The 24,018-nt window shown below is 73.9% G+C and carries 16 protein-coding genes and 1 pseudogene; 11 read left to right on the top strand and 6 right to left on the bottom strand.

The genetic code is table 11. From position 1 onward, the window contains the following. Positions 1–293, bottom strand: a pseudogene (locus ACFVYK_RS34425) (hypothetical protein); the annotation flags it as partial. Between ACFVYK_RS34425 and ACFVYK_RS34420 the strand changes: the two are divergent. The 8 genes from ACFVYK_RS34420 to ACFVYK_RS34385 all read left to right on the top strand — a co-directional run bounded on the left by ACFVYK_RS34420 (position 283) and on the right by ACFVYK_RS34385 (position 14,675). Continuing rightward, positions 283–1,002, top strand: coding sequence for a hypothetical protein (locus ACFVYK_RS34420; RefSeq protein WP_389780664.1), 720 nt, complete (start codon positions 283–285; stop codon positions 1,000–1,002). The pseudogene ACFVYK_RS34425 and the gene ACFVYK_RS34420 overlap by 11 nt on opposite strands. 175 nt (positions 1,003–1,177) lie before the next feature. Further along, positions 1,178–4,030 (top strand): protein kinase, encoded by a 2,853-nt coding sequence (locus tag ACFVYK_RS34415; protein WP_389780663.1) that lies wholly within the window; start codon positions 1,178–1,180, stop codon positions 4,028–4,030. A 158-nt stretch (positions 4,031–4,188) separates the two neighbouring features. Continuing rightward, positions 4,189–5,961 carry a protein kinase gene (locus ACFVYK_RS34410; RefSeq protein ID WP_389780662.1) on the top strand — a complete coding sequence of 591 codons (1,773 nt, stop codon included), beginning with the start codon at positions 4,189–4,191 and terminating at the stop codon, positions 5,959–5,961. Between the two features lie 75 nt (positions 5,962–6,036). After that, entirely contained in the window at positions 6,037–7,665 is a 1,629-nt protein-coding gene (locus ACFVYK_RS34405) for a protein kinase (protein WP_389780661.1), read from the top strand. 50 nt (positions 7,666–7,715) lie between these two features. Continuing rightward, a complete protein-coding gene (locus tag ACFVYK_RS34400) occupies positions 7,716–9,389 on the top strand; it encodes a serine/threonine-protein kinase (protein WP_389780660.1) in 1,674 nt (557 codons plus the stop codon). A 163-nt stretch (positions 9,390–9,552) separates the two neighbouring features. Beyond that, positions 9,553–10,707, top strand: a complete 1,155-nt coding sequence (locus ACFVYK_RS34395) for a serine/threonine-protein kinase (RefSeq protein WP_389780659.1) — start codon at positions 9,553–9,555, stop codon at positions 10,705–10,707. Positions 10,708–11,235: 528 nt separating this feature from the next. After that, entirely contained in the window at positions 11,236–12,861 is a 1,626-nt protein-coding gene (locus ACFVYK_RS34390; protein WP_389780658.1) for a succinic semialdehyde dehydrogenase, read from the top strand. A gap of 29 nt (positions 12,862–12,890) precedes the next feature. Then, positions 12,891–14,675 (top strand): GMC family oxidoreductase N-terminal domain-containing protein, encoded by a 1,785-nt coding sequence (locus tag ACFVYK_RS34385; RefSeq protein WP_389780657.1) that lies wholly within the window; start codon positions 12,891–12,893, stop codon positions 14,673–14,675. Positions 14,676–14,896: 221 nt separating this feature from the next. Here ACFVYK_RS34385 and ACFVYK_RS34380 read toward each other — a convergent pair whose 3' ends face one another. Both ACFVYK_RS34380 and ACFVYK_RS34375 read right to left on the bottom strand, forming a co-directional pair. Then, positions 14,897–15,934, bottom strand: coding sequence for an LPXTG cell wall anchor domain-containing protein (locus ACFVYK_RS34380; protein WP_389780665.1), 1,038 nt, complete (start codon positions 15,932–15,934; stop codon positions 14,897–14,899). A 731-nt stretch (positions 15,935–16,665) separates the two neighbouring features. Then, positions 16,666–17,076, bottom strand: a complete 411-nt coding sequence (locus ACFVYK_RS34375) for a chorismate mutase (RefSeq protein ID WP_389780656.1) — start codon at positions 17,074–17,076, stop codon at positions 16,666–16,668. A gap of 436 nt (positions 17,077–17,512) precedes the next feature. On the opposite strand from ACFVYK_RS34375, the gene guaA reads away from it, so the two are divergent. Further along, on the top strand, positions 17,513–19,093 hold the full coding sequence (gene guaA / locus ACFVYK_RS34370; RefSeq protein WP_389780655.1) for a glutamine-hydrolyzing GMP synthase: 1,581 nt from the start codon (positions 17,513–17,515) through the stop codon (positions 19,091–19,093). A gap of 15 nt (positions 19,094–19,108) precedes the next feature. Here guaA and ACFVYK_RS34365 read toward each other — a convergent pair whose 3' ends face one another. Both ACFVYK_RS34365 and ACFVYK_RS34360 read right to left on the bottom strand, forming a co-directional pair. After that, entirely contained in the window at positions 19,109–19,597 is a 489-nt protein-coding gene (locus tag ACFVYK_RS34365) for a pyridoxamine 5'-phosphate oxidase family protein (RefSeq protein WP_389780654.1), read from the bottom strand. A gap of 66 nt (positions 19,598–19,663) precedes the next feature. Beyond that, on the bottom strand, positions 19,664–20,392 hold the full coding sequence (locus ACFVYK_RS34360) for a hypothetical protein (RefSeq protein ID WP_389780653.1): 729 nt from the start codon (positions 20,390–20,392) through the stop codon (positions 19,664–19,666). A gap of 110 nt (positions 20,393–20,502) precedes the next feature. Here ACFVYK_RS34360 and ACFVYK_RS34355 point away from each other — a divergent pair, with 110 nt between their 5' ends. Beyond that, entirely contained in the window at positions 20,503–21,297 is a 795-nt protein-coding gene (locus ACFVYK_RS34355) for a class II aldolase/adducin family protein (protein WP_389780652.1), read from the top strand. Between the two features lie 90 nt (positions 21,298–21,387). Here the strand turns inward: ACFVYK_RS34355 and ACFVYK_RS34350 are convergent, their stop codons facing one another. Then, entirely contained in the window at positions 21,388–22,305 is a 918-nt protein-coding gene (locus ACFVYK_RS34350; protein WP_389780651.1) for a DUF4429 domain-containing protein, read from the bottom strand. A 201-nt stretch (positions 22,306–22,506) separates the two neighbouring features. On the opposite strand from ACFVYK_RS34350, the gene ACFVYK_RS34345 reads away from it, so the two are divergent. Next, a complete protein-coding gene (locus ACFVYK_RS34345) occupies positions 22,507–23,796 on the top strand; it encodes a hypothetical protein (RefSeq protein ID WP_389780650.1) in 1,290 nt (429 codons plus the stop codon). Positions 23,797–24,018: the final 222 nt, after the last annotated feature.

Raw genomic sequence — 24,018 nt, 5'->3', positions numbered from 1 at the left:
GTGCCGGCTGCCCCGCCCAGGTCGGCGTCGGCACCGGCGAGCAGGCCGGCGGCCGGATCCGCGGCGGCGTCCGCGGCGTCCGCGTCCGTGCCGGCGGCCCGTTCCGGGAACGGGCCGGGCGCCGTCTCCGCCGCGCGCTCCGCTTCCGCGGCGGCTTCCGGTTCCGGTGCGGGTTCCGGTCCGGGAACGCAGGGCGGGGGCGCCGGGCGCAGTTCGGGATGGCCCGTGATGACGCCTCCGGACCTGCCGCCGCGCCCCGTGCCCAGGGCCCCGCTGACCGACGTGGTGCCCAAGCGGACGCTGGTGATCATCGCCGCGGTGGTGCTGCTCGCGGTGCTCGGCACCGTGCTGGCCCTCACGCTCGGCGGTGGCGACGACAAGGCGAGCGGGGCGAAGGGCGGTGGCGCCGGCACCGTCGCGAGCGGCAGCCCGAGCGCCGACACCAAGGAGGACGAGAGCGGCGGGACCCGTGCGGACGGGTCGCAGTCACAGTCCGCGGCGGCCTCCGGATCCTCCTCCGGTGACGCCGCCGCCGGAGGAGCCGGGTCCGGCGGCGCCGGCGGGAAGGGCGCGGCGGTGACCGCGCACCGGGGCGCCCAGGGCTACTCGATCGGGCTGCCCAAGGGGTGGAAGTACAAGACCTCGGACTCCGCGGGCGACCGTTTCACCGGGCCCGACGGACAGAAGCTGCTCGTCGCCTGGACGACCACGCCCAAGGACGACCCCGTCGCCGACTGGAAGAACCAGGAGCGCGGCATGGTGCGTCCGCAGTACAAGAAGCTCCGGATAGAGCAGGTGGACTACCGCGGCTGGAACACTGCCGACTGGGAGTTCACCTACACGGACGACGGGACGGCGTACCGGACGATCGACCGCGGGTTCGTCGTGAACGGCAGCCTCGGGTACGCGCTGATGTACACCGCGAAGTCCGCCGCGTGGGACAGCGCTCTGCGGGAATCCACATGGAAGACGCTCACGGACACCTTCACGCCGAAGAAGTAGCCGTCGTCGAGCGGCCGTGTTCGGGGTGAGATCCTGCATCCCCTCTTTGCGGGTTGCCTCCGGCACGTATCGTGAGTGCCTGCGGACCGTACGCATCCGGCTATCCGGCCGGATTCGGCGGTAACGGCACGCAGGACGAACGGAATTGACCGACCGGGCGGCCGGGGGAGGCAACGTGGACGACTATGCGGGTCGGGTACTCGTCGACCGCTACCGCCTGCCGCTGCCGCCCTCGGACGAGTACGAACTCACCGAGTCCCGAGCCTTCGACACCTACAGCGGGCAGGAAGTCCTGGTCCGTCAGGTGCCGTTGCCGGAGGTCGTCGAGGCCGAGGTGCTCGACGCGGAGGGCCTGCCCGAGGGGTTCACGGCACGCGAGCGCGGGGCCCGGCGGCCGGTCGGCCGGGGCGCGGCCGGCGCGGGGACCCGGCGGCCCGCCGACCCGGTCGTCCGGCGGGCGATGGAGGCGGCCCAGGCGACTGCGAGCATCCCGGACCATCCACGTCTCGACCAGGTCTTCGACGTCTTCGCCGAGGGCGGTTCGCTGTGGATAGTGAGTGAACTGGTGGCCGCGCGGCCGCTGTCGGCGCTGCTCGCCGAGAAGCCGCTGACGCCGTACCGGGCCGCCGAGGTCGCCTCCGACGTGCTCATGGCGCTGCGGGTGCTGCACGCCCATGGCTGGGTGCACCGCAACATCACCGCCCGCACGGTCCTCGTCTGCGACGACGGGCGGGTCATGCTGACCGGTCTCGCCGTCGGCGCGGCGGAAGAGGCGCTGTGCGGGTACGACCCGGTGCCGGCCCCGGACCCGGCGCAGGGAACGCCGAACCCGGCGGGCCGGGGCGGCCCCGACGGCGGCGCAGACGGCTTCGGCGAGGCGACCGGCGGGAACGGCGGGCCCGGCGCTCCCGCGCCCCGGTCGCAGCCGGGCGGCCTGGCCGCCTTGGGCTCGGACGGTCGTCGCGGTTCTTTCGGCCCCGGAGGCCCCGGAGGCCCAGGAGGTCCAGGAGGTCCAGGAGGTCCGGGCCGATCGGCCGGACCAGGCGGACCAGCGGGACCAGGCGGACCAGGGGGAGGCTCGGGCGGTTCCGGTGGCGGCGGGCTCGACGCCGGGGCGGTGGATCCCGAGGCCGCCCGCCGGGCCGCCATAGAGGCGCGGGCCACGGGCGCGTTGCCGATGGCGGCGGCCGGCGAGCCGTCTGGCGGCGGGGCGTCCGGGGCCGTGGCCCGCAGGGCGCCCGAGGAGACCGGCGGGGACGTCCGTGCCGCGCGGGCCGGCGCGATCGCCGCGTACCGCGCCGGGGCCCGGGCAGCCGCCCGGGTGCAGGAGGCCCAGGAGGCCGAGCAGAACGGACGCGCGGCCCTGCCCGGCGCCCGCCCCCCGGCCGACGGCGCACCCGGGACCTCGGGAGGCGGTCCTCCCGGCCGGATCGCCGATCCCTACGACGTTCAGGGCGCGCCGGGTCCCGCACCGCACGCCCCCGCCTCCCGTGCCCCGTACGCCCCAGCGTTTCCGCAGCAGGGGGCGGCGCCCACGTCGCACGCCTCGCTCACCCCCGTCCCCGGCACGCCGATCCCCGCGCCGCCCGTCCCCGGCACGCCGATCCCCGCGCCGCCCGCGTCCGGAGCGCCGATCGGCCTGCCCGGTCAAGGCCGCCGTCAAAGCCAGGGCCAGGGGGCGTCGGACGTGGAGCGGGCCGGAGTCCGCTGGGACGAGCCCGCGGCCGGCGCGCCCGGTGGCCCGCGGCGCGGGCCCGCCACGGCACTGGCCGCCGAGCGCGCGAGGCAGGCGAGGATGGCCGTCGTCGGACCGGTCACCGAGCGGTGGGCTCCCGAGCAGGCCGGCCCGGTGCACGAGAACTGGCAGCTGGCCGCGCCGATCGGTCCCGCCACCGACCTGTGGGCGCTGGGCGCGCTGCTCTTCCGGGCCGTGCAGGGACACGCGCCCTACCCGGAGGAGTCGACGGCCGAGCTGGTGCAGCTGGTGTGCGCCGAACCGCCCGCCTTCGCCGAGGAGTGCGGGCCGCTCAGGCCGGTCGTGGAGTCGCTGCTGCGCCAGGACCCCACCGATCGCCTCGACTTCGAGGAACTGCGGGGCTGGCTGCGCTCGCTGGTGCGGTCCGCGCCGGAGCCGGAGGCGGGGACGCATGTGATCGCCGCCCCGCCGGTCGACCCCCGCCGGCTGCCGATCGTGCGCCGCAGGGGCGAGCTGGTGCGTCGGCGGCGCGCCGGGCTGCCGGCGACGCACGGGCGGCACAAGCGGGGCCGGCCGGAACCGGGCGGCTCGCCCCGCAGCCTGGGCCGGACGCTGCTCGTGCTGATCCTGCTGGTGCTGGCCGCGGCGGTGGCGTACGCCGTGCTGTTCATGCCCAAGGCCGGCGAGGACGGCGGGGCCGGTCCCGATGCCGCGCCGCGCACCGGAGCCGCCGGCGCGACGTCCGGCCGGACGTCCGGGGCGAGCAGCGAACCCCGCCCCGACCAGACGTCGCCGGACGCCCCCGCCTCCGGCGCGTCCGCCTCTTCCTCGGGTGCGGAGGCCACCCAGACGCAGACCGGCGGGTCCGGCGCGGGCGTCGCCGACGGGTTCACCCTGCGCAAGGACGACGCCCGTTTCCAGGTCGCCGTGGCCGACGGCTGGGAACGCGCGCCGAAGAACGGGCGCGGCCAGGTCGTCTACTCGCACGGGAACTTCGAGCTCATCGTCGTCCCGGGACGCGACAGCACGTCGTCCGGCGGCGGCGACCCGATGACCTATCAGCGGGAGAAGGAGAGCGAGCTCCAGCCCTACCGGGACTCCAGCTGGGCGACGGCCTCCGGGCTGCGCACGACGACCGTGGGCACCCGGACCATGGCCGAGGGGCAGTTCACCTGGACCGGCGCGGGCGGGCGCGAACTGTACGTGCGCAACCTCGCGATCCTCATCGCCGGGCGGTACCACATCGTCCAGGTGCGCGGCCCCGAGGCCGAACGGGACGAGGTCACGCGGCTGTTCGAGCAGGCCTCGGCCACCTACCAGTACACCGGCTGACGGCCGCCCGGACCCGGCCGGGCGCTTCGAGGTTGCCTCGCGGGTCCGGAAGCGACAACCGTCACAGTGCTGTCTCCGTGGCACCCCCCTGGTTCCCCGCGGGCGGCCCGGTCTTTACGCTGGCCCTGTCAAGAGCATTGCGGGGCAACGTGAATCAGATGCAGGGCCAGCTCCTCGCGGGGCGCTACCGGCTCGCCGACGCCATCGGGAGCGGCGGCATGGGCCGGGTGTGGCGTGCCCACGATGAGCTGCTGCACCGGGCGGTCGCCATCAAGGAGCTGACGGCCGCGCTCTACGTGGCGGAGGGCGATCAGGCGGTCCTGCTGGCGCGGACCCGGGCGGAGGCCCGGGCGGCCGCGCGGATCAACCACTCCGCGGTGGTCACCGTCCACGACGTGCTCGAACACGACGGCCGTCCGTGGATCGTGATGGAGCTGGTCGAGGGCCGCTCGCTGGCCGACGCCGTCAAGGAGGACGGGCGCGTCGAGCCCACCGAGGCCGCCCGGATCGGCCTGTGGGTGCTGCGTGCCCTGCGCGCCGCGCACTCCGCCGGCGTCCTGCACCGCGACGTCAAGCCGGGCAACGTGCTCCTCTCCGACGACGGCCGTGTCCTGCTCACCGACTTCGGCATCGCCCAGATCGACGGCGACACCACCATCACGCGCACCGGGGAGGTCGTCGGCTCGGTCGACTACCTGGCCCCCGAGCGGGTGCGCGGTCACGACCCCGGCCCGTCCTGCGACCTGTGGGCCCTGGGTGCGACGCTCTACACGGCGGTGGAGGGGCGCTCGCCGTTCCGCCGCACCTCGCCGCTGACCACGCTGCAGGCCGTCGTCGAGGAGGAGGCCGCCGACCCCCGGTACGCCGGGCCGCTCGGTCCCGTCATCACCGCCCTGCTGCGCAAGGACCCGGCCGCGCGCCCCGACACCGCCGAGGCCGAGCAGCTGCTGGCCGAGGCCGCCGACGGACGGCGTCCCGACGCGGCGCAGGCCTATGTGCCGACGCAGTTCGGCGGGCCGGACCGGGCCACCGGAGGCCGTCCGGCCGGGGCGCCGTCCCTGGGCCACTCGACGCCGCACGCCACGCCCCCCACCTCGTACCTGGCGTCGGCGTCCCGGACGCCGGCGCCGGTTCCCGGCCATCCCCCGACCCACCCGACCGCCGTGGGCCCCGCGCACTTCGGCCCGGGCCTCTCGGGTCCGTCCACGCCGCCCGTGCCGTTCCCGCCGTCCGCCGCGGACGGCGGGAACGGCGGGAACGGCAGGCCGCCCGGCCGTCGTCGGAGGCTGCGCACGACGCTACTCGTGGTCGTCGTCGCCGCGCTGGTCGGCGGGGGCACGGCGATCGCGCTGCAGAAGTGGGGCCGGGGTCAGGAGGGGACCACCGGGTCCGGGTCCGGGTCGGCGTCCGCCTCGCCGAGCCCGTCGCCCACCGGCTCTCCCGCCGGGCAGGGCGGGGTGCCCAACTCCTGGGAGAAGGTCGACGACCCGCTGGGCTTCGGGCTCGCCCTGCCCAAGGGCTGGCAGCGCAAGGTGTACCAGGACGACGGCGATCTCCAGCAGATCGACTACAGCCCCGACGGCGGCGAGCACTTCGTGCGCATCGCCCTCGACAGGTCCCCCGACTTCAGCGACCCCTACGCCCACCAGGTCGACCTCGAACAGCAGCTCGAACGGCTCGTCGACTACGAGCGGGTCACCCTGGAGAAGAACGTCTACCGCGACCGCGACGGCTCCGAGTGGGAGTACACCTGGACCGCGCTGGCGAAGGACACGGAGTTCCCGGGGCCGCGCCGCGCGATCGAGGAGACGTACGTCGCCCGCGACGGCGCCGAATACGTGATCTACATGTCCTCGCCCGCCCGGGACTGGGCCAGCACGGCCGAGCAGTTCCCGGCCGTGCTGCGGAGCTGGCGCGAGCCGGGTTCCTAGCCTTCGCGGGCCCCGCACGGCAGTTGGCCGGACCGCGCCCCGGGGCGCGGCCTCCCGTGGGGCATGATGGGCCCCATGGGGACCGAGGGGGACGGCGCACGGGTCATCGCGGGCCGTTACCGGCTTGAGGCGAGGCTCGGGCGCGGCGGCATGGGCATCGTGTGGCGGGCCACGGACCAGCTGCTGGGACGGCGTGTCGCCGTGAAGGAGCTGATCCAGGACGACGCGCTCTCCGCCGAGGAGGCGCGCGGCCGCCGGGACCGCACCCTGCGCGAGGCCCGCGCGGTCGCCCAGCTCAGCCACCCGCACATCATAGTCGTCCACGACGTCGTCGAGGACGACGAACGCCCCTACATCGTCATGGAGTTGATCGACGGCTGCTCGCTCGCCGACCGCATCGCCGCCGAGGGGCCGCTCGCGCCGAAGGAGGCGGCCCGGATCGCCGTCGCCCTGCTCGGCGCCCTGCGCGCCGCGCACACGGCCGGAGTCCTGCACCGGGACATCAAGCCCGCGAACGTCCTGCTGGAACGCGACAGCGACCGCGTCGTCCTCACCGACTTCGGGATCGCGCAGATCGCGGGCGCCACCACGCTCACCGAGACCGGCTCGTTCGTCGGCTCGCCCGAGTACACCGCGCCCGAGCGGATGTCCGGGGGGCGCACGGGAGCGGAGTCCGACCTGTGGTCGCTGGGCGCGCTGCTGTGCACCGCTCTGAGCGGTGAATCCCCGTTCCGCCGCGACTCGTTGGGCGGCATCCTGCACGCCGTCGTGTTCGCCGAGGTCCGCACGCCCCCGCAGGCCGAACCGCTGCTGCCCGTCGTCCGGGGGCTGCTGGAACGCGATCCGGAGAGACGGCTGGGCGCGGCGGAGGCGGAGCGACTGTTGCGCGCCTTTGTGGACACCGGGCGGACGCCGCCGCCGGCGTCGTCCGGCTACACCCCGACCCGGGCCGACCTGCCCCGCCCGGACGCGCCGGCCCGGGAGCGCTCCGCGCGCGGCGTGCTGGTGGCCGCGCTGCTGGTGGCGGCGATGGCCGGGGCGGGCGTGTCGGCGGCGGCGCTGCTGCTGAACGGGGACGGCGACCGGGTGCGCCCGCCCGCCAGTTCGGCGCCGGGGACGTCGGCGAGCGCCACGCCGGGCCGGCCGCGCACCAGCGGCGCGCCGAGCCCGTCGGCGACTTTGAGCGGCTCCCCGACGGCGGTCCACGGAGGCTCCCCCGCCTCGCTGCCGGCCTCCGTCCGCCCGGCGACCGGCACGCCGTCCGCTCCGTCCGGCTATCGCGTGGCCGACGACCCGGCCGGTTTCGCGCTCGCCGTGCCGGACGACTTCACGCGCGTGCCGCAGGGCGAACGGGTGTTCTTCATGTCCCCGGGGCAGGATTTCCGCCTCGGGGTCAAGGTGTCCGACGCCGCGGCGGGCGGCCCGCTCGCGGTGATGCGGCGGGCGGCCGCCAAGGGCTCCGACACCAACCCGGGCTACCACGACGGCCAGATCACCGAGACGACCCACGGCGGCCTGCCCGCCGCCCTGTGGCAGTTCACCTGGGACGGCTTCAGCGCGGCCGAGGGCCCCCGGCACACCTACGACCTGTGCTGGGAGCAGGGCGGGCGGCAGTACGACGTGTGGGTGTCCGCGCCGGTCGGGAAGGTGCGCGAGGCGCGGGAGTACTTCGACGTCGCGGTCGACACGTTCGTGACACGGTAGTTGCTATTCGCCAGTGGATACCGGCCCGCCCGGCGCGATATGGATGGACCATGAGCCACAACGGGGGCGTCGGCCACGAGTCCGATGAGACGACGAGTTTTGTTCTGCAACCGCCGAATCCGCAGGCGGTCGTGTCCCCGCAGGGTGACGTGGTGGCGCCGGCGCCGGTGCCGCCACCGGTGCAGGCGCCGGCGCAGCAGCCCGGTTCGGAGCCCGAGCCGGGTGTGGGGCGGCTCGTCGCCGGGCGCTACCGGCTGCTGGCCAAGCTCGGGCACGGCGGCATGGGCACGGTGTGGCGCGCCAAGGACGAGACGGTGGACCGCGAGGTCGCCGTCAAGGAGCCCCGCATACCGGACCAGCTTCCGGAACGCGAACGCGCCAACGCGTTCGAGCGGATGCGCCGCGAGGCACGGGCCGCGGCGCGGCTCGACCATCCGGCCGTGGTCGGCGTGCACGACGTCGCCGTCGTGGACGGCCGGCCCTGGATCGTGATGGAGCTGGTGCGCGGGCGCTCGCTCGGCGACGTCCTGCAGGAGGGCACCCTCAGCGCGCGGGAGGCGGCCCGCATCGGCCTGGAGGTGCTCGGCGCGCTGGAGGCCGCGCACGCGGCGGGCGTCCTGCACCGGGACGTCAAGCCGGACAACATCCTCCTCGGTCGGCACGGCCGGATCGTCCTCACCGACTTCGGCATCGCGCAGATCGAGGGCGACACCCGGCTGACCGACACCGGTGGCTTCGTCGGTTCGCCCGAGTACATCGCCCCCGAGCGGGTGCTGGGCCAGCGGCCGGGACCGGCCGCCGACCTGTGGTCCCTGGGCGTGGTGCTGTACGCGGCGACCGAGGGCGTCTCGCCGTTCCGCCGCAGCAACACCCCGGCCACCCTGCAGTCGGTTCTGCACGCGGCCCCGGCGCCGCCCGCCGCCGCGCAGGGACCGCTCGCCGAGGCCGTCGACGGGCTGCTGGAGAAGGACCCGGCGCGCCGTCCGACGGCCGCCCGGGTGCGGGCTCTGCTGGAGGCCGCCGCGAACCCGCCCGCGCCGCAGCCCGCTCCTTCGCCCCGCCCCACCCTGGCCGACGCGCACGCCGGGAGCCCCCGCGTCCGGCGCCGGTTCGGCCGCACGGCGTGGGTCGCGCTGGGCGCCGCCGTCGTGGCCGTGGCGACGGCGGCGTACCTGCTGGTGGCCGACCCGTTCGCCGGGCCGCTGCCGGACGGGTGGAAGACGCCGCACGAGAAGGAGGTCGCCGCGACGCTCGCCGTCCCCGGCAGCTATGTGCGCAGCGAACCCGCCAAGGAAGCCCCCGCCGACGAGCACTGGGTGAGCTACACGGACCCGAGCGGCGCGATCTCGGTCGTCCTGCTGGTCGAGCGCAGGGCGGAGGACACGAGCCACCGGATCAAGGCCTCGGCGGCGGCCGAGATGTACGCCGACGACGGCGACTTCAAGGAGTCGGGCAGCTACGAGCTCGACATGCCGAAGGGACCGCGCACCCGGACGGAGGGCGACGCCGACTTCCACGGCCGCAAGGCCGCCGGCAACACGGTGGTGTACACGACCAACGAAAGTCAGCCGGCCCCACGCGAACTGGAGATCCTCTACTACAAGTCCACCGCCGGTGACATGTACAAGTTGATGATCGGCTACCCCGGCAAGGGCGACTTCACCTCGCGCGGCCGCGAGGTTGCGCGCACGGCGATCGACAACCTGGAGATCGACCGGCCCTAGCCGCCCGTGAAGTCCTGCCTGCTGTCGAACTGTGTGGGAAACGGCCGGAGTTGGCCATACCGGTGCACTTCGCCGGGCGAGGACGGTGAAGGTGCGGTGACCGCTGCCGGACGGTCCGCGCCGCACGGGTGCGGGCGGGGGCGATCGTGGTAGTCATGAGGACATGAGCAGCGACGGGGACCCCGGAGACGCCGACCGCCGGACAGCCGAAGGCCGGTCGGTGGGCGGGCGGTTGGGAGACGGCCGGTCGGTGGGCGGGCGGTTGGGAGACAGCCGGTCGGTGGACGGGCGGTTGGGAGACAGCCGGTCGGTGGGCGGGCGGTCGGTGGACGGCCGGTCGGTGGACGGCCGGTCGGGAGACAACCGTTCGGTGGGCGGGCGGTTGGTCGCCGGCCGCTACCGGCTGCTCGACCGCATCGGGTCCGGCGGCTCGGGCACCGTCTGGCGGGCCGGGGACGAGCTGACCGAACGGGAAGTCGCCGTCAAGCAGCCGTGGTTGCCGGGGGATCCCGACAGCGAGCCCTACCGGCGCGCGGCCCACCGTCTCCAGCGCGAGGCCCGTGCCGCCGCCCGCGTCGACCACCCCTGTGCCGTCACGATCCACGACGTGGTGGTCGAGGAGGGGACGGACGTCGAGGGCGGGCTGCCGTGGATCGTCATGGAACTGGTCCCCGGCGAGTCCCTGCGCGAGGCCCTGCGGCGCGGTCCCCTCGACCCCGCCGAGGCCGCCCGGGTGGGCCTCGCCGTCCTGGGCGCGCTGCGCGCCGCGCACGCCGTGGGCATCGTCCACCGGGACCTGAAGCCGGCCAACGTGCTGCTCGGGCCTCGGCCGTTCTCGACCCTGCCCGGGGGCCCGGGCGGCGACGGCTCCCACGGCCGCGTCGTCGTCACGGACTTCGGCATCGCGCACGCCCCGGAGGAGTCGCGGACCGAGACCGGCGGTGCCTCCGGCTCCCCGGAGTTCATCGCGCCCGAGCGGCTGTCCGGACGGGACGCGGGACCCGCCTCCGACCTGTGGTCCCTCGGCGTGCTGCTGTACGCGGCCGTCGAGGGCCGCACCCCCTTCCGTCGGACGGCCCCGGAGTCCTCCCTCGCCGCGCCCCTCGCCGCGGACCCGCCCGAGCCGGAACGGGCCGGACCGCTCGCCCCTCTCCTCCGGGGCCTCCTGCTCCGCGACCCGGAACGCCGGCCGACCCCGGAGGACACCGCGAAAGCCCTGGAAGCGGCCTGCGACCGCCCGGACCGCCCAGACCGCCCGGACCGCCCGGACCACCCGGACCGCGGGCGGGCGCGGCCCTGCCCGGTGGACTCCCGCTAGCGGCCGGCCCCCGGCCCCCGGCCCCCGGTCCCGAGACCGACGCCGGTCACCGCCCCCGGCCACCGCCCCCGGTCACCCCACCCGGGTCACCGCCCCCGGGTCACCGCACCCGGTCACCGCCCCCGGGTCACCGCACCCGGTCACCCCGCCCGGGTCACCGCACCCGGTCACCCCGCCCGGGTCACCGCCCCCGGTCACCCCGCCCGGGTCACCGCCCCCGGTCACCCGCCCGGGTCACCGCCCCCGGTCACCCCGCCCGGGTCACCGCCTCCGGTCACCCGCCCGGGTCACCGCACCCAGTCACCGCACGCACCCCCTGGCAACGCTCCTTCCGGTCGTCGTGCGCTCCCCGGTCACAGCGCGGCCGGGCCGGAGATCGCGGGCGGCCGAAACCGTGTGGTGAGCGCCGGACCCAACGGCCTGATCAGCGTGTTCGTTGCCAGCGATCGCTGGCATCGTGTGTGCGGCCGGTGAATCCCTATTACCGGCGGGTACCCAAAGCTCTCCGCACGTCATACCCTGCGCCTCATGACGGACTCGCAGGCCCCGGAAAAGGCACCGGCACCGACCGGCACGAATCCCCTCGCCCCCACCCCCACCGGCGTCCGCACCGCCGCCGACGTGGTGACCCCCGAGCTGGTCGCCCAGCTCACCAAGGGCGTGACCGGCTCCGGCCGGACGGCCAACCACACGCCGTTCACCGGCGAGAAGCTCGCCGATCTGCCCGAGTCCACTCCGGAGGACGTCCTCAAGGCCTATGAGGCGGCCCGCGCCGCCCAGGCGGTGTGGGCGAAGACGCCGGTCCGGGAACGTGCCGCCGTCCTGCTCCGCTTCCACGACCTGATGCTGGAGCGCCAGGCCGAGGTGCTCGACCTCATCCAGCTGGAGACCGGCAAGGCACGCCTGCACGCCCACGAGGAGGTGCAGGCCGTCGCCGTGGCCGCCCGCCACTACGGCCGCAGGGCTCCCGCCTATCTGCGTCCCAAGCGGCACGCCGGCGCGATACCGGCCCTCACGAAGGTCACCGAACTGCGTCACCCGCGCGGGGTGGTGGGCCAGATCGCCCCGTGGAACTACCCGCTGGAGCTGTCCGTCGGCGACGCGCTGCCGGCCTTCGCCGCGGGCAACGCGGTCGTCATGAAGCCGGACACCGAGACCTGCCTGACCGCCCTGTGGGCGCGTGACCTGCTCGTCGAGGCCGGTCTGCCCGCCGACGTCTTCCAGGTCGTCCTGGGCGAGGGCCCCGTCGTCGGCCCCGAGGTCGTCCGGCACGCCGACTACGTCTCGTTCACCGGCTCCACCCGCACCGGCCGCGAGGTCGCCCAGGGCGCCGCGGCCCGGCTCGTCGGCGTCTCCCTCGAACTCGGCGGCAAGAACGCCATGCTGGTCCTGGAGGACGCCGACGTGGAGAAGGCGGCCGCCGGCGCCGTCCGGGCCTGCTTCTCCTCCGCCGGCCAGCTCTGCATCTCCATCGAGCGGTTGTACGTCCACGAGTCGATCGCGGACGTCTTCGTCGAGCGCTTCGCCGCCCGCACCCGGGCCATGCGTCTCGGCACCGCCCTGGCCTACGGCGCCGACATGGGCTCCCTGGTCGGCGAACGCCAGTTGAAGACGGTGACCCGGCACGTGGAGGAGGCCGTCGCCCAGGGCGCGAAGATCGTCGCCGGCGGCGTCGCCCGCCCGGACATCGGGCCGTACTTCTTCGAGCCGACCATCCTGGACGGCGTCACGGAGCCGATGTCCGTCTGCACCGAGGAGACCTTCGGCCCCGTCGTGTCGATCTACCGCTTCAAGACCGACGACGAGGCCGTCGAGCAGGCCAACTCCACGCCCTACGGCCTGAACTCGTCGGTCTGGACGAAGGACGGCCGCCGCGGGCGGGAGATCGCCTCCCGGGTGCGGGCCGGCACGGTGAACGTCAACGAGGGCTACGCCTCGGCCTACGGCAGCGTCCAGTCGCCGATGGGCGGCATGAAGGACTCCGGGCTCGGCCGCCGCCACGGCTCCGAGGGCATCCTCAAGTACACCGAGGCCCAGACGGTGGCCCAGCAGCGCCTGCTGCCGATGGCGCCGGCGCTCGGCATGGACGACGAGAGGTACGCCCGGTTCATGACCGCCAGCCTGAAGGCGATGAAGGCATTCCGGCTGCGCTGACCCCCGCCCGTTCCCGAAGAGGAGAGCACGTGTCCCAGGACGCCTACGACTACGACGTCATCGTCGTCGGATCCGGCTTCGGCGGCTCCGTGACCGCCCTGCGCCTGACGGAGAAGGGCTACCGGGTGGGCGTCCTGGAGGCGGGCCGCCGCTTCACCCGGGAATCGCTCCCCAGGAACTCCTGGGACCTGAAGAACTACCTCTGGGCTCCCCGGCTCGGCATGTACGGCATCCAGCGCATCCATCTGCTGGGCAACGTGATGGTCCTGGCCGGCGCGGGCGTGGGCGGTGGCTCCCTCAACTACGCCAACACCCTCTACGTGCCGCCGAAACCGTTCTTCGACGATCCCCAGTGGCGGGGCATCACCGACTGGCAGGAGGAGCTGACGCCGTACTACGACCAGGCGCGCCGCATGCTGGGCGTACGGCTCAACCCGACGACGACCCCCTCCGACGTGCACCTGAAGGCGGCCGCGGAGCGGATGGGCGTCGGCGACACCTTCCACCTCGCGCCGGTCGGGGTGTTCTTCGGCGACGGCCGGGACGCCGACGGCACGGTGAAGGCCGGGCCGGGGGAGCAGGTCGCCGACCCCTACTTCGGAGGCGCGGGACCGGCCCGCAAGGCCTGCGTCGAGTGCGGTGAGTGCATGACCGGCTGCCGGCACGGCGCCAAGAACACCCTCAACGAGAACTACCTCCACCTCGCCGAGAAGGCGGGCGCCGTCGTCCATCCCCTGACGACGGTCATGTCCGTCACGGACGACTCGCAGGGCGGCTACGCCGTCGCCACCCTCCCCACCGACGCCCGCCGCAGGGGCAAGGCGTCCGGCAGGGTCTTCAAGGCCCGCCGGGTCGTCCTCGCGGCCGGCACCTACGGCACCCAGACCCTGCTCCACCGAATGAAGGCGGGCGGCCAACTGCCCCACCTGTCGGACCGGTTGGGGCATCTGACCCGCACCAACTCCGAGGCCCTGGTAGGCGCCCAGACCGACGACCGCCGCTACCGCAGAGCGACCGGCGCGCCCAAGGTCGACTTCACGCGCGGCGTCGCCATCACCTCGTCCATCCACCCCGACGAGAACACCCACATCGAGCCGGTGCGCTACGGCAAGGGCTCCAACTCCATGGGGAGCCTGTCGATTTTGCAGGTGCCCTACGCGGAGGGTTCGTCGAGGGTGGCCGGCTGGCTGGCGAACGCGGTCCGCCACCCGCTCCTCGTGCTGCGCTCGCTCTCCAACCGCCGCTGGTCGGAGCGGACCATCATCGGCCTGGTGATGCAGTCGCTGGACAACTCGCTGACGACGTACCTCAAGCCGGCGGGCGTCGGCAAAGGCCTGCTGACGGCGCGCCAGGGCCACGGCGCCCCCAACCCCAAGCAGATCAGGGCGGCTTCGCAGGCCGCCTCCGTGATCGCCGCCGACATCAACGGTTTCGCAGGCTCCAACGTGGGGGAGCTGATGGGCACCCCGCTCACCGCGCACTTCCTCGGCGGCTGCCCGATCGGCGACTCCCGCGAGACCGGCGTCATCGACCCCTACCACCGCCTCTACGGACACCCCGGCATCTCGGTCGTCGACGGCGCCGCGGTCTCGGCGAACCTCGGGGTGAACCCGTCGCTCACCATCACCGCCCAGGCCGAGCGCGCGATGTCGTACTGGCCGAACAAGGGCGAGACGGACCCGCGTCCGGCGCAGGGGGCGGCGTACGAGCGGCTGAAGCCGGTCGAGCCGGTCAGCCCCGCGGTGCCGGCGGAGGCGTTCGGCGCGCTGCGCCTGCCGTTCCTGGGGATGCCGGCCGTCCCGCCGAAGCAGTAGCCCCGAGGAGCAGTAGCCCGAGAACAGTAGCCCGAGAGCAGTAGCCCCGAGGAGCGGCAGCCCCGAGAGCGGCCCGCGAACGGTGCGACGACCGATCCGACGACGGGCCGGTCAACGGGCCGGTCAACGGGCCGGTCAACGAGTCGGACCGTCGCCCGGACAAGGCGAAGGGACCTGCGCCCCCCTCCGAGCGCAGGTCCCTTCGCTGGTCCTCGTGCGTGTTACGCGTGCGTGCCGGCCTTGCGGCGACGGGCGACGAACACCGCTCCCGCACCGGCGACGACGGCGACCCCGCCGACCAGCCCGATCATCGGCAGCGCCGAGTTCGAACCGGTCGAGGCCAGGCTGCCGCTGATCGGCTTGGCGCCGCCCTGGGGCTTGACGCCGTCGGTGGGCTTGTCGCCGTTCGGCTTGGCGTCGCCGCCGTCGGCCTTGCCGCCGGCGGCGACGATCTGGACGTCGTAGAAGTCACCGTTGCCGTAGCAGGCGGAGTCCTTGCCGGCGTAGACGGCCTCGCTCATCGCGAGCGACGAGCCCGCCGGCGCGGACGCCTCGACCTTCACCCGAAGGTCGAGGGATGACGAGGAGTGCTTCTCCAGGGAGTCGAGCAGTCCGACGAAGGAGCCCGAGACGACCTTCGTCTTGTTCCCTTCCTCGTAGGAGTCCTGGTAGCCGCTGGTCCACTTGCCGTCTTCCTTGACCTGGATGACGGCGAGCCCCTCGGACAGCGGGGTGTCGGTCTCGTCGCCGTACTCCATGAACGCGTCCATGTACACGTTCTTCAGATCCTGGTCGGAGTCGTTGTCGACGACGAACTCGAAGTCGTGCCAGCCCGAACCGGCGACGATCTTGCTCGGCAGCCCCTTGATCTCGGCCGTGAGCTTCTCGTCCAGGTCGAAGGACTTGCAGTCCGCGTACGGGTCGAACGGGGCGTCGCTCGCGCTCGCCGACGGGCTCGCGCTGGACGAGGCCGAGCCGGACGGGGACGAGGAGGCGGAGCCGGTCGGGCTGCCGCTCGGCGTGCCGGTCGCCTGCTGGGCGCCTGAGCCGGACGAGGCGGAGGCCGAACCGGCGTCGCTCGGCGTGCCGGAGGCGCTCTGGCCCTCCGACTCCGACGGGCTGGACGAGGCGCTCTCCGTCACGGACGCGCTCGGGGAGGACGTCTCGTCCTCCGCGAAGGCGGCGGGCGCGGACAGCAGGGCCAGCGGGGCGACGACGGCGGTCGCCGCCATGGCGACCATCGTGCGGCGAAGCTTCATCAAGACCTCGGCGTATCGGGGTGGGGAGGCCTTCCGCAACGGGGGTCGGGAGTGGGCCTGGTGTCGCATGGTGTGACCGGCGACGGCTGTGAACAGTTGTGCTGACTCACAGGATCTTTATATGACGCGCGTCACACATGATCGCGGCTCCGTCCATGGACCCCGGCGCGAGACGAAGGGCCCGGCGCATGAAGAAGGGCCCGGCGCATGACGAAGGGCCCCGCGGGACGGATCCGCAGGGCCCTTCGTCATCGTCAGCACCGGCGTCAGGGCAGCGCCGGTGCCTGGGAGCGGCGCCGGGGGGTTGCGCCGCTGGTCTGGACCTCGGGCAGTCAGGGAAGGCGAGGGGCGACGCACGCGAGGAGGTGGCCCGAAGGGGGTGACTTGAGGTCGTTCGGGGCTTTCTACGCATCGTGCTGGATGAGCGCGGCCCCCGCAACCGTTTGACCCGGCCCTCGTGCATTTTTGCGTTTTCCGCCGGTCGGTCCCGGGCGTCCCCGAGACCGACCGTTCTCTTGGTGACCGGGCTGCTGTCCCCTGCCGTCCGGTCACTTCCCGGAGCGAGGTCCCACGACGCACGACGCGAATCCGTGCGCCTCATCGCCCCAGCGAGCCACGCGTGGTTCTTCCGGACCCGCCCCTGGCTGGAGCGGACAACGGAACCAACGACGGCGCCCGGCCGGCGGTCACGCGCCGTACGGGTGAGACGGCGGCCGAACTGACGCCCGACGTCATACGCGTCCGCGGCACAGTTCGAGCAGCGTCATGGCCAGGGCCGTGCCGGGCCGGCCCAGCGCGTCCCGGTAGTGGCCGAGGACCTCCAGCTCGCGGGAGAGGTTCACCCGCCGGCCGCCGGAGGTGATCCGGGCCTCCTGGATGACGGCCGAGACGGCCATCCGTTCCTGGATCAGACCGATGATCCGGTCGTCGAGCGCGTCGATGCGTTCGCGGGCGCCGGCGATCACGTCGGCGGCCTCGGAGGTGCGGGCGCCGGTCACGTCGATGGCGGTCATGGGGGCTCCTGTGTGGGTTCTGGTCGCCCGGAGCGACAGGACCCGGAGGGAAAACGACAGGCGCCCCGGGCCTTGTCGGCCCGGGGCGCCTGGGAGGTCGCTTGTCAGCAGCTCAAGCGGCACGACCATGGCAGCCGGCGGGCCGGGTGCCATAGGTAAAGACGAAGGTCGTGTGCGCGAGCATGCGGCCCAGTATGCAGGGCCGCCGGACGCGGTCCAAGCCCGTTCGCATCCTGAGACGCGGCCCCGACGCGGGCTGGACGCAGGGACGGCTGCGGGGACGGCTGAGGGGACGGCTGCGGGGACGGCTGAGGGGACGGCTGAGGGGACGGCTCCGGGGACGGCTCCGGGGACGGCTGCGGGGCGGACGCGGGGACGGCTGCGGGCCGGACGCGGGCTCGACGCGGGGACGGCTGCGGGCCGGACGCGGGGACGGCTGCGGGCTGGACGCGGGGACGGTTGCGGGCTGGACGCGGGGACGGTTGCGGAGCCGGGACGGCGCCACGCCCGCTCTCGGTAGAATTGGCCAGCACAGAGACCCCGCCCAAACCGCCGGAAGGCCCCCGTGTCAACAGCGACTCCCGCTGCCGCCGCCCCCGACACCGTCCTGGTCGTCGACTTCGGCGCGCAGTACGCCCAGCTCATCGCCCGTCGAGTCCGCGAGGCGCGGGTCTACAGCGAGATCGTGCCGAGCACCATGCCCGTCCAGGAGATGCTCGCCAAGAACCCGGCGGCGATCGTCCTCTCCGGCGGCCCCTCGTCCGTCTACGAGGAGGGCGCCCCCCGCCTCGACCGCGAGATCTTCGAAGCCGGCGTCCCCGTCTTCGGCATGTGCTACGGCTTCCAGCTGATGGCGCAGAGCCTCGGCGGCACCGTCGACAACACCGGCGCCCGCGAGTACGGCCGCACCGACCTGCACGTCTCGCGCGTCTCCTCCACGCTCTTCGAGGGCACCCCGGCCGAGCAGGCCGTGTGGATGTCGCACGGCGACGCCTGCTCCGCCGCCCCCGAGGGCTTCGTCGTCAGCGCCTCCACGGACGTCGTCCCGGTCGCCGCCTTCGAGAACGACGAGAAGAAGCTGTACGGCGTCCAGTACCACCCCGAGGTCATGCACTCCACGCACGGCCAGCAGGTCCTGGAGCACTTCCTGTACCGGGGCGCGGGCCTGAGCCCGGACTGGACCACCGGCAACGTCATCGAGGAGCAGGTCGAGGCCATCCGCGAGCAGGTCGGCGACAAGCGCGCGATCTGCGGCCTGTCCGGCGGCGTGGACTCGGCGGTCGCCGCGGCCCTCGTCCAGAAGGCCATCGGCTCCCAGCTGACCTGCGTCTACGTCGACCACGGTCTGATGCGCAAGGGCGAGACCGAGCAGGTCGAGAAGGACTTCGTGGCCGCGACCGGCGTCCAGCTGAAGGTCGTGGACGCGGAGGAGCGCTTCCTCACCGCCCTCAAGGGCGTCTCCGACCCCGAGGAGAAGCGGAAGATCATCGGCCGCGAGTTCATCCGGGTGTTCGAGCAGGCCCAGGCGGAGATCATCGCGGACGACGGCCCCGAGGTCGCCTTCCTGGTCCAGGGCACGCTCTACCCGGACGTCGTCGAGTCCGGCGGCGGCACCGGCACCGCGAACATCAAGTCCCACCACAACGTCGGCGGCCTGCCCGAGGACCTCGAGTTCCAGCTGATCGAGCCGCTGCGCAAGCTGTTCAAGGACGAGGTCCGCATGGTCGGCCAGGAGCTCGGTCTGCCGGAGGAGATCGTCCAGCGCCAGCCGTTCCCGGGCCCCGGCCTCGGCATCCGCATCGTCGGCGAGGTCACCAAGGAGCGTCTGGACCTGCTGCGCGACGCCGACGCCATCGCCCGCGAGGAACTGACGGCCGCCGGTCTCGACCGGGAGATCTGGCAGTGCCCGGTGGTGCTGCTCGCGGACGTCCGCAGTGTCGGCGTCCAGGGCGACGGCCGCACCTACGGCCACCCGATCGTGCTGCGCCCCGTCTCCTCCGAGGACGCCATGACGGCCGACTGGTCGCGGCTCCCGTACGACGTCCTGGCTAAGATCTCCACCCGGATCACCAACGAGGTCCGTGACGTCAACCGCGTCGTCGTCGACGTGACCTCGAAGCCGCCGGGCACCATCGAGTGGGAGTGACCCTCCCGGGCGGAGTCACGTCCGCCTGAGCGTGCGCACCGGCGCTCCGGGCTGCCAGACCTGGGCGACGAGATACGTGTCGTCCTCGACGTAGGTCCGTACGACCTCCGTCAGCTCGGTGCGGAAGAGGTGGAACGGCTGCGGCGGTTCCACCTCTTTCACGTACGCGGCCTTCGCCTCGCCGTCCGCCACCTCCACCGCCCGGCCCGCGATCCGTACGTCGCCCCCGCCCATCCCGGTGCCCTCTCCGGGGTTGGTCTGCAGACAGAAGCGGGCATCCCGGCGCAGGTCGAGGGCCTTGAGCGAGCCCGGCATCATGCCGAGCCACAGCTCGCCGGCGAGGAAACGGACCTCGATGCCGCTGGTGCGCGGAGAGCCGTCCTTGCGCAGGGTCGCCAGGACGTGGTGGACGAACGCGCCGAAGCGGTCCTCGGCGGTCTTGGCGAACTCGGGCTCCGCCTCGGCGAAGGCGGCCCAGTTCGACGGGGCGCTGTCGGGTGTCATACGGCGAGTGTGACCCCGATACCCGACATCTTCTGTCGGTATTTTTCGCACTCGCCGCCGTCGCCGTCAGAATCCCTGCGGTGTGCCGTACGGCGTTCCCTGCGCCGAGCCCTGCGGTGTGCCGTACGGCGTTCCCTGCGCCGGGCCCTGCGGTGTGCCGTACGGCGTTCCCAAGGGCGTCGGCGTCGGTCGCACGTACCGCTCCACCCCTGCCCCGTCCCACACCGGTGTGCAGCCCGCCGCCGTGAGCTGCCGGGCCAGCTTCGCGCGCCGCATCGTGTTGACCCGCAGAGCGCCCAGCATGAACGCCGGCGTCAGCGCGGCGAGCGGGAGCAGCACCGCGTACAGGCCGGTCAGCAGGGCCATCAGCAGGAACAGCGCTGCCGATCCCCAGCCGATCAGCTGCAGCTGCCTGCGGTTGGCGGCCGCGCCGAAGGCGTCGTGGCGGATGAGCGCGGTGATCAGGTCGACGTCCGCCTGCGCCTCGGGGACCGGTGTGAGCGAGCCCAGGTACATGCCCGGCACGGGCCGGCCGGGGCCCGGGTCGGGGAAGGCCGCCGAATTCGCCGCGGCCCGTTGCCGCGCCCAGGGGCTGTGGTCGCGGACCAGGTACACGTGGAGGATCCGGTGCTTGCCGACGAGCCGCACGCTCTCGTACCGGAAGCCGTAGCACTCGGCTATGTAGGCCAGCGCGCCGAACGTCTGGAACTCCGCGAAGGGGTGAACCAGCTCGATGGCGTCGCGCGTCGCGATCTGGCGCGTGAGGGCGGTGATGTGGCGGGCGGCGATGCTCAACCTGTGCTCCGAAGGTGACGGAAATCGTCATCTTTACATAACGGCTCTGCCCTTTTGGCCTGACCGACGGTAACTTCCGCGTCGTCAAGCAACCCAGTGCTGGAGGACCGATGCACGGGCCCACACCGCCTGCTCCCCTGCCCACCGACCGGCTGCAGTTCGCCATGCCGCCGATGCACGAGTCGGTGGAGGACGAGCGCCGGCACCGAAAGGAACGGCTGGCCGGGGCGGTGCGGATCTTCGGACGGCTCGGCTTCGAGGACGGCGTCTCGGGGCACATCACCGCCCGCGACCCCGAATACAGCGACTGCTTCTGGGTCAACCCGTTCGGCATGCCCTTCAAGCACGTCACCGTCAGCGACCTGGTGCTGGTCAACGCCGACGGGCAGGTCGTCGAAGGCCGCTACCACGTCAACCAGGCCGCCTTCACCGTGCACGCCCAGGTGCACGCCGCGCGCCCCGACGTCGTCGCCGTCGCCCACTGCCACTCCGTCCACGGCCGCGCCCTCGCCGCGCTCGGCGAGCTGCTCGACCCCCTCACCCAGGAGAGCTGCGCGTTCTACGAGGACCACGCCCTCTACGACGCCTACACCGGCGTGGCCGTGGACGCGGAGGAGGGGCGGCGCATCGCTGCCGCGCTCGGCTCCCGCAAGGCGCTCGTGCTGCGCAACCACGGGCTGCTGACCGTGGGCGACTCCGTCGACGCGGCCGCCTGGTGGTTCGTCTCCATGGAACGCTCCAGTCAGGTTCAGCTGACCGCGCGGGCGGCGGGCAGGCCCGTCCTGATCGACCACCGGGCGGCCGTCGCGACCCGGGAACAGCTCGGCGGCGACCTGGTGGCGTGGATCAACTACCAGCCCCTGTGGCAGGACGTCAGCCGCAGCGAGCCGGACCTGCTGAGCTGACCGGACCCGCTGAGCTGACCGGACCTGCTGAGCTGACCCGGCCGACCGGGTGGACCGGGCTGACCGGGTCGACCACGGGCCGCGGCTCACTCAGAAGCCGCGCAGCACCACGGCCTTCGTCCTCGCGAACTCCTCGTCCGTCAGCACCCCGTCCCGGTGCAGTTCGCCCAGCTCGCGCAGCCGCCGCAGCAGGACGTCATGGTGGTCGGCCGGGGGCGGGACGGACGCCGTGAGCCGCCGTCTGCGGTCCGTGCCGCGGCCGCCGCGCTCCGCCTCGTCCCCGGACCCCGGCTGCGCGCGCGCCGAGGGGTGCGGCAGACGCGCGGTGACGGCCGTCGCGACCAGCGCCGTCAGCAGGTCGCGGCTCACGTTGCCCCACAGGTCCAGGGCGTGCGGATCCTTCTCGGCCGGCAGCTTGGAAGACACCGTCTCGCGGGTCACGAAGCGCAGGAAGCCGTCGTCCAGACCGGAGTTGGGCAGCCACTCGACCCGCACCACGTCATCGACGTCGATCATGCGGGGTCCGGTCGCCCGCTTCACCCGGTCCGAGGTGTCCGCCCAGTCGATGCGCACCTGGGCGCCGTCGAAGGAGACGGTGCCGTCGGAGGACCGCACCGACACCGGCACCGGCGGACCCGGCAGGAGATACGCCTCGGTCGGCTCGTCCGGCACCTGGTCCAGCAGCAGCGCGTGCCGGATCTCCTCGGCGAGGTACCCGGCGACTCCCGAGCGGTCCGTGTCCACGGTGAGCCGGTAGGGATCGGCCGCCTCGGGCAGCCGGCCGCCGGTCGCCTGCAACAGCGGGTCGGCTCCCTCGCGCAGCCGCATCCGCAGCCGCCCGCGCCTGCGTTCGGGCTCGTAGACGATCCCGGCGACCGCCTCCAGCGGCACCGCGATCTCCCCGTACGTCTGCCGGAACAGCGGCACGGAGCGGTGCAGTCCCGGCGTGATCCTGACCGTCGTACCGTCGAAGGCCCAGGTCCCGTGACGCTGGATGATCTCGGCCATGGGGAAATTCTCGCAGCCGGGTCAACACGGCCTTCCCGGCTTCACCCGCCCTGACCAGACCTGCCGGACACACAGGGTGTGTCGTAGGGCACAATTCGCTGTCATCGCGGGGGAGTTGTTCACAGCGTGGCGGCGGGCTCCTTCGGGGGGCCGTTCAGGGCCGCCATCCGATCGGGTCGTGGGGAAGGCAGGGCGTCGGACGTGGCGGTGCAGGAGGCGAGACAGGGCGTGGGCCCCGGGCAGGGGGCGGGCGCGCACGAGGGCGGCTGCGCCTGTGGGGACTGTCCCCACGGGGCACGCGAGGGACACCGGCGCGCGGTCGCCGCGTTCCTGGTCAAACGGGACGAGTTCGCCGCCGGGCAGGGTCTGCCGGCCGCCGTCGCCCACTCCGTCTCCGCGTCGCGCCAGTGGGTCTCGGAGGAGCTGACGCAGTCCGCGGAACTCGTCGCCGAACGCGGCCGCGCCGAAGGCCGGTCCTGGCTCGGCCGCCTGTGGCTGCGCACGGCGATCACCGTGTGGGCGGCGGTCGTGGCGCTGCTGCTGGTGCAGTCCCTGACGGCCGTCGGCGCGGGCTGGACGGCCGCCCGCACCGCCGGACTCCTCGCCGCGCTCGTCGTCGCCGGCGGGCTGACCGCCGCCTCCTGGTTCCACCGGGCGCGCGGCGGGGCGTTGGCTCCCGTGATCGGCGAGGACAACCGCCTCTCCACCTCCCGCGCGGTCGCCGGCGCGTGGGTGCTGTTCGTGGCCTACGCGGTGCTCGTCCTCGTGGGCCGGCTCGCCGCCGCCTCCGGCCACGCCGAGCGCGACGCGCTGATCGCCGGGCTCGACCTCGCCCGCGGCGCGGGCACGGTGACCGTCCTCGCCGTGGTCTGCGCCATCGCCGTGCTGGTGCGCCGCGTGGTCGGTCTGCGCGTCCTCGGCCAGCGGCTGCAGAAGGTCCCCGCCCATCGCCCCAGGGCGGCCGACCTGCTCACCGACGACGCCGGCCGCGGCGCGTTCGCCGACATCCAGTACGCCGTGATCGGCGCGGTCGCCCTCGCCTTCGCCGCGGTGCGCCTGGCCCGCCGCCCCGACCAGCTGCCCGACCTGCCCTGGGGCCTGGCGGTCGTGGTCCTCGTCTCGGCCGCGACCTATCTGGCCGGCAAGTACGCCGAGGGCGGCCGGCCCGTCATCCTCTCCGTCGTCCGCTCCCGCGAGGCGGGCGACCTCGACGCCCCGATCCGCACCGGCGACGACATCGAGATCCGCGGCGCCGGATTCGTCCCGCCCGGCGCCCAGGCCGCCGACCGCCTCTCCCGCATGGTCGTCCGCATCGGCCCCGTCCATGTGCACGTCCCCCTCGTCCCCGTCACGGGCGGTTTCAGCAACCCCGGCGACACCGTCCTCACCGTGCCCGTGCCGGCGGACGTGGAACCGGGACGGGTGGAGGTCCAGGTCGTCACCGCGGCCGGAGTCGAGACGAACCGCTACGCCATCGACGTCACCGACTGACTCGCCCCCCAGCCCACGGTCCAGGCCCCGACCGCCCCGGCCTGGACCGACTCGACCCCGCCGACTCGATCCCGCCGACCGACCCCGCCGACCGGGGCTGCCGACCGATCCCGCCGACCGACCCCGCCGACCGGGGCTGCCGACCGATCCCGCTGACCGATCCCGCCGACCGGCCCCGCTGACCGGCCCCGCTGACCGGCCCCGCTGACCGGGGCTGCTGAC

The sequence above is a fragment of the Streptomyces sp. NPDC058291 genome, from assembly GCF_042880855.1.
In the GTDB taxonomy this organism is placed as follows: Bacteria; Actinomycetota; Actinomycetes; order Streptomycetales; family Streptomycetaceae; genus Streptomyces.
The sequence above is the reverse complement of the archived record's forward strand: the minus strand, read 5'-3'. Positions and strand labels throughout refer to the sequence as shown.

Coding starts and splice junctions, on each gene's coding strand:
- ACFVYK_RS34390 (WP_389780658.1), top strand. CDS start 11,236: ATGACGGACTCGCAGGCCCCGGAAAAGGCACCGGCACCGACCGGCACG.
- ACFVYK_RS34400 (WP_389780660.1), top strand. CDS start 7,716: ATGAGCCACAACGGGGGCGTCGGCCACGAGTCCGATGAGACGACGAGT.
- ACFVYK_RS34365 (WP_389780654.1), bottom strand. CDS start 19,597: ATGACACCCGACAGCGCCCCGTCGAACTGGGCCGCCTTCGCCGAGGCG.
- ACFVYK_RS34410 (WP_389780662.1), top strand. CDS start 4,189: ATGCAGGGCCAGCTCCTCGCGGGGCGCTACCGGCTCGCCGACGCCATC.
- ACFVYK_RS34350 (WP_389780651.1), bottom strand. CDS start 22,305: ATGGCCGAGATCATCCAGCGTCACGGGACCTGGGCCTTCGACGGTACG.
- ACFVYK_RS34395 (WP_389780659.1), top strand. CDS start 9,553: ATGAGCAGCGACGGGGACCCCGGAGACGCCGACCGCCGGACAGCCGAA.
- ACFVYK_RS34405 (WP_389780661.1), top strand. CDS start 6,037: ATGGGGACCGAGGGGGACGGCGCACGGGTCATCGCGGGCCGTTACCGG.
- ACFVYK_RS34380 (WP_389780665.1), bottom strand. CDS start 15,934: ATGAAGCTTCGCCGCACGATGGTCGCCATGGCGGCGACCGCCGTCGTC.
- ACFVYK_RS34375 (WP_389780656.1), bottom strand. CDS start 17,076: ATGGTCGTGCCGCTTGAGCTGCTGACAAGCGACCTCCCAGGCGCCCCG.
- ACFVYK_RS34355 (WP_389780652.1), top strand. CDS start 20,503: ATGCACGGGCCCACACCGCCTGCTCCCCTGCCCACCGACCGGCTGCAG.